Annotated in this window: 8 protein-coding genes and 1 pseudogene; 3 read left to right on the forward strand and 6 right to left on the reverse strand. The window is 64.2% G+C overall.

The annotated features are described in order from the left end of the window. The 6 genes and pseudogenes from VIG90_RS06810 to VIG90_RS06835 form a co-directional block, all read right to left on the reverse strand. Positions 1 to 270, reverse strand: a pseudogene (locus tag VIG90_RS06810) (hypothetical protein); the annotation flags it as partial. Further along, positions 270 to 1,316: an alpha/beta hydrolase gene (locus VIG90_RS06815; RefSeq protein ID WP_331592733.1), complete on the reverse strand. Its 1,047-nt coding sequence runs from the start codon at positions 1,314 to 1,316 to the stop codon at positions 270 to 272. The pseudogene VIG90_RS06810 and the gene VIG90_RS06815, both read right to left, overlap by 1 nt. A 167-nt stretch (positions 1,317 to 1,483) precedes the next feature. Beyond that, positions 1,484 to 3,469, reverse strand: coding sequence for an acetyl/propionyl/methylcrotonyl-CoA carboxylase subunit alpha (locus tag VIG90_RS06820; RefSeq protein WP_331592734.1), 1,986 nt, complete (start codon positions 3,467 to 3,469; stop codon positions 1,484 to 1,486). An 88-nt stretch (positions 3,470 to 3,557) separates the two neighbouring features. Next, positions 3,558 to 5,708: a methylmalonyl-CoA mutase gene (scpA, locus tag VIG90_RS06825; protein WP_331592735.1), complete on the reverse strand. Its 2,151-nt coding sequence runs from the start codon at positions 5,706 to 5,708 to the stop codon at positions 3,558 to 3,560. Next, positions 5,708 to 6,124, reverse strand: a complete 417-nt coding sequence (gene mce, locus VIG90_RS06830) for a methylmalonyl-CoA epimerase (protein WP_331592736.1) — start codon at positions 6,122 to 6,124, stop codon at positions 5,708 to 5,710. The genes scpA and mce overlap by 1 nt, the downstream gene beginning before the upstream one ends. 26 nt (positions 6,125 to 6,150) lie before the next feature. Beyond that, positions 6,151 to 7,683 (reverse strand): acyl-CoA carboxylase subunit beta, encoded by a 1,533-nt coding sequence (locus VIG90_RS06835; protein WP_331592738.1) that lies wholly within the window; start codon positions 7,681 to 7,683, stop codon positions 6,151 to 6,153. 205 nt (positions 7,684 to 7,888) lie between these two features. Here VIG90_RS06835 and VIG90_RS06840 point away from each other — a divergent pair, with 205 nt between their 5' ends. The 3 genes from VIG90_RS06840 to VIG90_RS06850 all read left to right on the forward strand — a co-directional run bounded on the left by VIG90_RS06840 (position 7,889) and on the right by VIG90_RS06850 (position 10,122). Then, positions 7,889 to 9,304: a helix-turn-helix domain-containing protein gene (locus VIG90_RS06840; RefSeq protein ID WP_331592739.1), complete on the forward strand. Its 1,416-nt coding sequence runs from the start codon at positions 7,889 to 7,891 to the stop codon at positions 9,302 to 9,304. A 255-nt stretch (positions 9,305 to 9,559) separates the two neighbouring features. After that, positions 9,560 to 9,748 (forward strand): type II toxin-antitoxin system VapB family antitoxin, encoded by a 189-nt coding sequence (locus VIG90_RS06845; RefSeq protein WP_331592740.1) that lies wholly within the window; start codon positions 9,560 to 9,562, stop codon positions 9,746 to 9,748. Between the two features lie 5 nt (positions 9,749 to 9,753). Then, the gene (locus VIG90_RS06850; protein WP_331592741.1) at positions 9,754 to 10,122 is read left to right on the forward strand and encodes a type II toxin-antitoxin system VapC family toxin; all 369 of its coding nucleotides are present in this window, start codon (positions 9,754 to 9,756) and stop codon (positions 10,120 to 10,122) included. The last annotated feature ends 12 nt before the right edge of the window (positions 10,123 to 10,134 follow it).

Below are 10,134 nucleotides of genomic sequence, written 5' to 3' on the forward strand. Positions count from 1 at the left end.
GGTGTTCCAGGTGGGCTGGTTCCAGTTCAGCGGATCATGGACGAACGAGGCCATCTCAAGGCCATGCGCCGCTGCCAGCTGCCCGATGCGGGCCTGTAGATCGGGCTCCCGCAACAGCAGATAATTGTCGCTGACGCCCGAGAAGCCGTGGCGGGCGAGGAACCGGATCTGATCCGCGGCACTCGTGCCGTCCGCCAGATGGCGGAACAGGGGCGCATCCGGCCCCCGCACGCCCAGATGCCCGGCAAGGCGCGGCAGCCCGGCCTCCATCAGGCGAGATCCTTCAGGAACGGCAGGATGGCGGCGTTGAACGCCTCGGGCGCTTCCTGCTGGACCATGTGGCCCGCACCTTCCAGTGCAATGATCTCGCGCAGGCCCGGAACGCGGCGGCGCATCCGCTCCTCCCAGTCGGCAAAGAAGCCGAAGGAGGGGTCCTTCTCGCCGTAAACGAACAGGGTGGGGACGGTCACGTCCGTATCCGCCCAGGCAAGGCCGTCGACCCAGTTGGCATCTGCCGTGCGGTAGGAATTGAGGCCGCCGATGAAGCGGCGCATGACATCCGGGTGGTCGTAGCCGTCAACGAAGGTCTGGAATTCGGCCTCGCTCATCCATTTCCAGGGCAGGGGCTGCGCGGGCGGCAGGGCGTCCAGATAACCGCTGCCAGCCGAGGAGACGGCCTTCCATGCCCAGAGGTTGCCCTCGGCGCTGAGGGACCAGAAGCTGCGGCGCAGGTACTCCGCGATGTTGTTGCCCAGTTCCTCCTCGGCCGGGCCGATGCTCTGGAAGTAGTGGAAGTGGACGAAGTGATCCCTCGCCATGGCGGCGAAGCGCTCGGTCGGCAGGCGGTCAGGGTAGGCGGATTCGGGCGGCGTGGGGTCGGACGGCTTCAGGCGGGCCTTGCTGCCGAGCAGCGCGCGGCCCGCCAGATCGTAATCATAGGGGATGGTGGCGATGAGGCCGCGCACGCGCTCCGGGCTGCGGGCGGCCATGTTCCAGGCGTATTGCGCGCCGAAATCCTGCCCCAGAATGAATGCCTGCTCGGCCCCGTAAAAATCGAGAATGCGCAGCAGGTAGTCCTGCATTTTGGAGGCGGTGTAGAACTCCTGCTCCAGCGGGCGGTCACTGCCGCCGTAGCCGGGACTGTCGATGGCAACAGCGCGAAAACCGGCCTTTGCCAGCGGCAACATCTGATGCCGCCATGAGTAGGCAAGGCCCGGAAACCCGTGCACCATCAGCACCAGCGGGCCTTCGCCCGCCTCCATCGCGCTAATGGTCAGATCCCCCACATCAATGCGCCGCTCGATCACCTGCGTCATGCGCCGTCCATCCCCTTTTTGTCGTTGCAGCCGTTATACGGAAGTATGCACCGGATTTTAGCTGGCGAAACTGCAAGGACGGGAGAGCATCCACCGGGCGGGCACAAAAAAATGCCCCCCGGAGCAAGCTCCGGAGGGCATTTCCGTCTCGAGAAGCCGATTGAGGCTTATTCGAATTCGATGATGACGGCATCAACGGCCAGGCTGTCGCCCTTCTTGGCGTTGATGGACTTCACCACGGCCGACTTTTCGGCGCGCAGGATGTTTTCCATCTTCATCGCCTCGATGACGGCCAGCGCCTGACCGGCTTCCACCTTCTGGCCGACTTCGGCGTCGATGGAGACGACCAGACCCGGCATCGGGCAGAGCAGGAAGCGGGACATGTCCGGCGCTTCCTTCTCGATCATGTAACCGGCCAGTTCGGCCGCGCGCGGCGTGTAGGCGATCACATGGTGAGCCGAGCCCTGGTGGCCGAGCTGGTAGCCGAGCTGGCGGCGATCAACCTCGACGAACACGTCAGCGCCGTTCAGGCTGGCGCGGAACACGGTGTCGACCGGGGTCCAGTCGGTGTCGACGCGGATGGCCTTGTCACCGATGTGAACGACGTAGCCGTCGCCGTTGTCCTCGACGCGAACAGGGGTCTGCTGCTTGTCGACGGCGATGACCCAGTCTTCGCCGTAGTGGGCGCCCTGACCGTTCAGCTGACCGTCGATGAGGCTTTCGCGCTCCTTCTCGATCACGTTCATGATCGCGGCGGCCACGGTCAGGCGCTCGCGCTTCTGTTCGGTGAGCGGCGCGCCGGCAAAGCCTTCCGGATATTCCTCGGCGATGAAGCCGGTGGTCAGGCGACCTTCCTGGAAACGCTCGTGCTGCATCACCGACGACAGGAAGTGCATGTTATGGCCGATACCACGGATGTAGTACTCGTCCAGCGCTTCCAGCTGGAGGGCGATCGCCTCGTCGCGGGTCTTGCCGTAGGTGATGAGCTTGGCGATCATCGGGTCGTAGAACATCGAGATTTCCGAGCCCTCGACGACGCCGGTGTCGACGCGGACGCCTTCACGCTCGACCGGCTGCTTGTAGCGGGCCAGGCGACCGATGGAGGGCAGGAAGCCGCGATACGGATCTTCGGCGTAGACGCGCGTCTCGATGGACCAGCCGTTGAGCTGGACGTCGTCCTGGGTGAACGGCAGCGGCTCGCCCGCGGCGGAGCGGATCATCAGCTCCACAAGGTCGTGGCCGGTGATCATTTCCGTGACCGGGTGTTCCACCTGCAGACGGGTGTTCATCTCGAGGAAGTAGAAGCTGCGGTCCTTGCCGGCGATGAACTCGACCGTGCCGGCCGAGTTGTAGCCCACAGCCTTGGCGAGCTGGACGGCCTGCTCGCCCATGGCCTTGCGCATTTCCGGCGTGACGAACGGCGAGGGAGCCTCCTCGACCACCTTCTGGTGACGGCGCTGAATGGAGCACTCGCGCTCGCCAAGGTAGATCACGTTGCCGTGAGCATCGCCGATCACCTGAATTTCGATGTGGCGCGGCTCTTCGACGAACTTCTCGATGAACACGCGGTCATCGCCGAAGGACGACTTGGCTTCGTTGCGGGCAGACTGGAAGCCTTCGCGAGCCTCAGCCGCGTTGAAGGCAATGCGCATGCCCTTGCCGCCGCCACCGGCCGATGCCTTGATCATGACCGGGTAGCCGATTTCATCGGCAATGCGCACGGCATGGTCGGCGTCCTCGATCTCACCGACGAAGCCCGGCACCACGGAGACGCCCGCGGCCTTGGCCAGCTTCTTGGACTCGATCTTGTCGCCCATGGCGGCGATGGCCTTCGGGTTCGGGCCGATGAAGGCGATGCCGGCGTCTGCCAGCGCCTTGGCGAACCATTCGCGCTCGGACAGGAAGCCGTAGCCGGGGTGAACGGCCTCAGCGCCGGTCTGCTTGCAGATCTCGACGATCTTCTCGCCCAGCAGGTACGACTGGGCAGCGGGCGGCGGGCCGAGGTGGAAGGCTTCGTCCGCCATTTCCACGTGCAGCGCGCCGGCGTCGGCGTCGGAGTAAACGGCAACCGTCTTGATGCCGAGGCGGCGCGCGGTCTTGATGACGCGGCAGGCGATCTCGCCACGGTTCGCAATCAGGATCTTCTTGAACATAGATGCACTCGCGTTTGGCCTGGTGCTTCAAAAAAAGTGTGGAGCGGCCCTTTGGGGCAGAGCCGCTCCTGTTCGTTGGCGGCGTGGCTTAGCCTGCCTGTTCCTCGTCCAGCGGCGGCATGTTGTGACCCAGCAGGCGCAGGGTCTCGGCAGCCGAGTCCAGGATGTTGGTGCCGGGGCCGAAGATGGCCTGAACGCCCGTGTCGCGCAGGTAGTCATAGTCCTGCGCCGGGATCACGCCACCGGCCACCACCTTGATGTCCGGACGGCCGGCAGCCTTCAATTCCTGGATGAGTTCCGGAATGAGGGTCTTGTGACCGGCGGCCAGCGAGGAGGCGCCGACCACGTCGACGTCCTTCTCAAGCGCCAGCTTGGCGGCTTCCTGCGGGGTCTGGAACAGCGGGCCGACCGTGACGTCGAAGCCGAGGTCGGCATAGGCCGAGCCCACGACCTTGGCGCCGCGATCATGTCCGTCCTGACCCATCTTGGCGATGAGGACGCGCGGTGCGCGGCCCTTGCGGCGGGAGAAGGCCTCGATGCCTTCCTTCACGCGGACAAAGGCGCTGTCCTGACCGTAGACCGAGCCATAGACGCCGCTGACCGACTTCACCTCTGCAACGTGACGGCCGAAGACGTCTTCCATCGCGGAGGAGATTTCGCCGAGCGTGCAGCGGGCGCGGGCAGCCTCGACGGCCAGAGCCAGCAGGTTGCCGTCGCCCTTCGCGCCGGCGCGGATGGCGTCGAGCGCGGCCTGTGCGCGGTCCTCGTCACGAGCGGCCTTCATCGCGTTGATGCGGTTGATCTGGCCTTCGCGAACGCGGGTGTTGTCGACTTCCAGAATTTCGATCTGGTCTTCCTGCGCCAGCTTGTACTTGTTGACGCCGACGACGACTTCCTCGCCACGGTCAACGCGGGCCTGACGGGCAGCGGAGGCTTCCTCGATGCGCAGCTTGGGCAGACCGGCCTCGACCGCTTTGGTCATGCCGCCCATGGCTTCCACTTCCTGAATGAGGGCCCAGGCCTTCTCTTCCAGTTCGCGGGTGAGGGATTCCACATAGTAGGAGCCGCCCAGTGGGTCGACCACCTTGGTGATGCCGGACTCTTCCTGCAGGATGAGCTGGGTGTTGCGGGCGATGCGGGCCGAGAAATCGGTCGGCAGCGCGATCGCTTCGTCCAGCGCGTTGGTGTGCAGCGACTGGGTGCCGCCCAGTGCCGCGGCCAGCGCTTCCAGCGTGGTGCGGATGACGTTGTTGTACGGGTCTTTTTCCGTCAGCGACACGCCCGAGGTCTGGCAGTGGGTGCGCAGCATGAGCGAGGACGGCTTCTTCGCGCCGAAGTCCTTCATGATGCGGGCCCACAGCGTGCGGGCGGCGCGCAGCTTCGCCACTTCCATGAAGAAGTTCATGCCGATGGCGAAGAAGAACGACAGACGGCCGGCAAAGGCGTCGACGTCCAGCCCCTTGGCGGTCGCGGCGCGCACGTACTCCATGCCGTCGGCGAGGGTGAAGGCGAGCTCCTGCACCTGCGTCGCGCCGGCTTCCTGCATGTGGTAGCCGGAGATGGAAATGGAGTTGAACTTCGGCATGTTGCTCGAAGTGTAGGCGATGATGTCCGCGATGATGCGCATGGAGGGCGCGGGCGGGTAGATGTAGGTGTTGCGGACCATGAACTCCTTCAGAATGTCGTTCTGAATGGTTCCGGCCAGCTTGTCCTGGCTGACGCCCTGCTCTTCGGCGGCGACGATGTAGAAGGCGAGGCAGGGAATGACCGCGCCGTTCATGGTCATCGAGACCGACATCTTGTCGAGCGGGATGCCGTCGAACAGGATCTTCATGTCCTCGATGCTGTCGATCGCCACACCGGCCTTGCCGACGTCACCGACCACGCGCGGGTGGTCGCTGTCATAGCCGCGGTGGGTGGCGAGGTCGAACGCGACCGACAGGCCCATCTGGCCGGCGGCCAGGTTGCGCTTGTAGAAGGCGTTGGACTCTTCAGCCGTCGAGAAGCCCGCGTACTGGCGCACCGTCCAGGGACGGTTGGCGTACATGGTGGCGCGCACGCCGCGGGTGAAGGGGAACATGCCGGGGAGGGTTTCCTCGACGTTCGCCACGTCTTCCTTGGTGTAGAGCGGCTTTACCGCGATGCCTTCCGGGGTTTCCCAGGTCAGCTTCTCCAGCGGCGTGTCCTTCAGCTCCTTCTGGGCGAGCTGTTCCCAGTCTTTTACCGTCTTGTCGGTCATCAGTGGGCTCCCTTCGGAGTTTCCATAAGTTCGACGAGCACGCCGCCCATGTTCTTCGGGTGCACGAAAATCACCGGGGTGCCGTGCGCGCCGATACGCGGCGCGCCCAGAACCTTGGCGCCCTTGGCTTCCATGTCAGCCGCCGCCGCGTGGATGTCCTCCACCTCGAAGCAGACATGGTGCTGGCCGCCCAGCGGGTTCTTCTCGAGGAACTTGTGGATCGGCGAGGCCTCTCCATAGGGTTCGATCAGCTCGATCTGGCTGTTGGGCGTATCGACGAAGCACACCCACACGCCCTGTTCGGGCAGGGCGAACTTGTCGTGGATCTTCGTTGCGCCCAGCAGATCGCGGTAGATCTTCACGCTCTCGTCGATCGAGGGCGTGGCGATGCCAACGTGGTTCAAACGACCAATCATCGTTTCTCTCCTCAGCTGCGCCCTGCTTACAGCGGAATGTTGTCGTGCTTCTTCCACGGGTTCTCGAGCTGCTTGTTACGCAGCTTGCGCAGACCGATGGCGATGCGGCGACGCGTGGAGTGCGGCATGATCACCTCGTCGATGAAGCCCTTGGAGGCCGCAACGAACGGGTTGGCGAAGCGCTCTTCGTATTCCTTGGTGCGCTCGGCGATCTTCTCGGCATCGCCGATGTCCTTGCGGTGAATGATCTCAACCGCGCCCTTGGCGCCCATCACCGCGATTTCGGCGGTCGGCCAGGCGTAGTTCAGGTCGCCGCGCAGGTGCTTGGAGGCCATCACGTCATACGCGCCGCCGTAGGCCTTGCGGGTGATGACGGTGATCTTCGGCACGGTGGCCTCGGCATAGGCGAACAGCAGCTTCGCGCCGTGCTTGATGATGCCGTTGTGCTCTTGCGCCACGCCCGGCAGGAAGCCCGGCACGTCCACCAGCGTCACGATGGGAATGTTGAACGCGTCGCAGAAGCGCACGAAGCGGGCGGCCTTCTTGGACGAGTTGATGTCGAGGCAGCCTGCCAGCACCATCGGCTGGTTGGCGACGAAGCCGACGGTGCGGCCCTCGATGCGGCCGAAGCCGATGACGATGTTGCCGGCGTGGTTCGGCTGAAGCTCGAAGAAATCGCCCTCGTCGCAGACCTTAACGATCAGCTCCTTGATGTCGTAGGGCTTGTTCGGGTTCGGCGGGACCAGCGTGTCGAGGCTCATCTCGATGCGCTCGCCGTCGTCCGACGACGGACGGAACGGCACTTCCTCGCGGTTGTTCAGCGGCAGGAAGTCGAAGAAGCGGCGAATCTGGTTGATCGCCTCCACGTCGTTCTCGAACGCGAGGTCGGCAACGCCGGACTTGGCGGTGTGGGTGGACGCGCCGCCCAGCTCTTCCTGCGTCACGACCTCGGCGGTGACGGTCTTCACCACGTCAGGGCCGGTGACGAACATGTAGGAGCTGTCCTTCACCATGAAGATGAAGTCGGTGATGGCGGGCGAGTAGACCGCGCCGCCCGCGCACGGGCCCATGATGACCGACAGCTGCGGAATGACGCCGGAGGCGAGCACGTTGCGCTGGAACACTTCCGCATAACCGGCGAGCGAGGCGACGCCTTCCTGAATGCGGGCGCCGCCCGAGTCATTCAGGCCGATGACCGGTGCGCCGACCTTCATCGCCATGTCCATGATCTTGCAGATCTTCTGCGCATGACGCTCGGAGAGCGAGCCGCCGAACACGGTGAAGTCCTGGCTGAAGACGTAAACGAGGCGGCCGTTGATGGTGCCCGAGCCGGTGACGACGCCGTCGCCCGGGATCTTCTGCTCGGCCATGCCGAAGTCGATGCAGTTGTGCTCGACGTACATGTCGACTTCTTCGAACGTGCCCGGATCGAGCAGCAGGTCGATGCGCTCGCGTGCCGTCAGACGGCCCTTGGCGTGCTGGGCGTCAATACGCTTCTGGCCGCCTCCCAGGCGGGCTGCTGCGCGACGGCGTTCCAGTTCCTCGATGATCTCTGGCATGGTGTAAATCCGGCCTCTTGAGCTTTGAACTGCTTGTCCTCAGGCAGGAAATGCCGTGTTGCATCCCCCACATTGCGAACAACGGTACACAAATTGCGGGCCTCGATAGCGCCAGACGGCCAGCTATGGCACGTAAAAACTGGCCAAGTTGTGAAACTGGGCCTATGCTACTTCGCAAAATGTGATTTTGTGAAAGTAGGCGCAAATGGGTCGTGCGGACAAGATCTTTGCGGGGAGCCGGTTGCGGGCGGTGCGGGAGCGGCAGGGACTGAGCCAGGGCGCGTTCGCCTCAAGGCTGGGGGTTTCGGTCAGCTATCTCAGCCAGATGGAGACGGACGTGCGCCCCATCACCGTGGCGGTTTTGCTGGCGCTGGGCCGGGAGTTCGCGGTCGACCTCTCGGAGTTCGCACAGGACGATGCCTCCCGCCTTGCCGCCGACCTGCGCGAGGCGCTGGCCGACCCGCTGTTCGCGGGGCAGGGGCCGGGTCTTCAAGAAATCAAACGAACGGTCGGTCAATCACCGGGGCTTGTCCGCAGTTTCACAACTTTGCATCAGGCCTACCGGCAGTTGAATGACCGGCTGCAAACCATGGACGAGGCGATCACGGTCAACCAGACCGAAGGCTACCTGCTGCCATGGGAAGAAGTGCGGGACTACTTCCATTATCGCGACAACTATGTGGGCGAGCTGGACGATGCCGCCGAAGGATTGGTGGAGGGGCTGAAGGCCCCCGCCGGGCCGCTGGGGCCGCAGCTGGAGCGGCTGCTGAAGGAGCGCCACGGCATCACCGTGCGCCTGACGGCCGCCGCGCCCGATGACCCGTCCATGCGCCGGTTCGACCCGGTACGGCGTGAGGTGATCATCGATGCGCACCTGAGCCCGGAGAGCCGCAGCTTCCTCGTGGCGCACCAGCTGGCGCTGGTGGAGTTCGCGCCGCTGATCGAGGACATTGCCGCAAGCGCCACGCTGCGCACGGAAGACGCACGGCAGATCCTGCGGGTCGGCCTTGCCAACTACGCGGCGGGCGCGCTGCTCATGCCCTACGGGCGCTTCATCGAGGCGGCGCGCACGCTCTTGCACGACGTGGAGCAGCTGCAACAGCAGTTCGGCACCAGCTTCGAGCAGGTGTGCCATCGCCTGTCGAACCTGCAGCGGCCGGGCGCGCGGGGCGTGCCGTTCTTCTTCGTGCGCATGGACATGGCAGGCAACATCACCAAGCGCCACTCGGCCACCCGCCTGCAGTTCGCCCGGTACGGCGGCACCTGCCCGCTGTGGGTGGTGCACGAGGCCGTCGCCCTGCCGGGGGAGATCAAGGTGCAGTTGGCCGAAATGCCGGACGGCGTGCGCTACGTGACCATGGCGCGGGGCATCCTGAAACAGTCCGGCAGCTTTCTCAAACCGACGCGCCGCTACGTGGTGGCGTTGGGCTGCGAGATTTCCTACGCCTCCCAGTTCATCTACGCCGCCCGGCTGGATGCCAGCGCGCAGGCAACCCCCATTGGAGCCAGCTGCCGCATCTGCCCGCGCCCCAACTGCGCCCAGCGCGCCTTCCCGCCCGCCGACCGGCGCACGCTCATCGACCTGCACAACCGGGATGTGGTGCCCTACGGGTTCGAGTGAGTGTGACTGGGTTCTTCTTTCGATTTCTGTTTTTGCAGGGGTCGCAGACCCCTGCACCCCGATCGTTTTCAGGAACTCACCCGGTCTTGCCCTCGGCGCTTGGTGCAGAAACATGGAGTTTGCTCCTTGAAATCGTTTGAAACTTAGTCAGGCCATAGGTGGTTGGTCAAACGGGGGAACGTTGGAGCAGGCAGCGGTTTGATGGTAGGGTTCGTGGGCTAATCGCGGATATCAGGCCAGAGGGAGTGGGAAAATATGCGGACCACGCTCGCACTTGACGATGACCTTGTGGCGAAGGCGCAGGACCTGACGAATGTGCGCGAGAAATCAGCACTTGTGAGGGAAGCTTTGAAAGCCCTCATCGAACGGGAAAGTGCGCGTCGTCTCGCAGGCCTAGGAGGTTCTGAGCCGGATCTGGAAACTGCTCCGCGCCGGCGAAGCTAACAACCATGCTTCTCGTCGATACGTCAGTCTGGATTGATCATTTGCGGTCAGGCGATCCGCACCTTGCTGAGTTGCTGCTTTCGGCGCAGGTTTTAGCTCATCCTCATGTCATGGGCGAAATCGCGCTGGGCAGCCTTCGCGACCGGGGTACCGTGCTCGGCCTATTGCGAAACCTGCCACGGGCACAGGTTGCGGGAGAGGACGACGTGCTTGACCTGATCAATCTTGGGCATCTGTTCAACCGAGGCATCGGCTATACCGACGCACATCTGCTCGCCTCTGTCCGCCTGTCGCCAGGATCGCGCCTGTGGACCCGTGACAAGCGCTTGGCGGCTCTCGCAGATGACATGGCGCTGGCATACCTGCCGAAGTAACCCCCTTACAGC

The sequence above is a fragment of the Pedomonas sp. genome (assembly GCF_036515995.1).
In the GTDB taxonomy this organism is placed as follows: Bacteria; Pseudomonadota; Alphaproteobacteria; order Sphingomonadales; family Sphingomonadaceae; genus Pedomonas.

Excerpts from the sequence above, each read along its gene's own strand:
- VIG90_RS06835 (WP_331592738.1), bottom strand. The coding sequence starts at position 7,683 with ATGCCAGAGATCATCGAGGAACTGGAACGCCGTCGCGCAGCAGCCCGC.
- scpA (WP_331592735.1), bottom strand. The coding sequence starts at position 5,708 with ATGACCGACAAGACGGTAAAAGACTGGGAACAGCTCGCCCAGAAGGAG.
- VIG90_RS06845 (WP_331592740.1), top strand. The coding sequence starts at position 9,560 with ATGCGGACCACGCTCGCACTTGACGATGACCTTGTGGCGAAGGCGCAG.
- VIG90_RS06820 (WP_331592734.1), bottom strand. The coding sequence starts at position 3,469 with ATGTTCAAGAAGATCCTGATTGCGAACCGTGGCGAGATCGCCTGCCGC.
- VIG90_RS06850 (WP_331592741.1), top strand. The coding sequence starts at position 9,754 with ATGCTTCTCGTCGATACGTCAGTCTGGATTGATCATTTGCGGTCAGGC.
- mce (WP_331592736.1), bottom strand. The coding sequence starts at position 6,124 with ATGATTGGTCGTTTGAACCACGTTGGCATCGCCACGCCCTCGATCGAC.
- VIG90_RS06815 (WP_331592733.1), bottom strand. The coding sequence starts at position 1,316 with ATGACGCAGGTGATCGAGCGGCGCATTGATGTGGGGGATCTGACCATT.
- VIG90_RS06840 (WP_331592739.1), top strand. The coding sequence starts at position 7,889 with ATGGGTCGTGCGGACAAGATCTTTGCGGGGAGCCGGTTGCGGGCGGTG.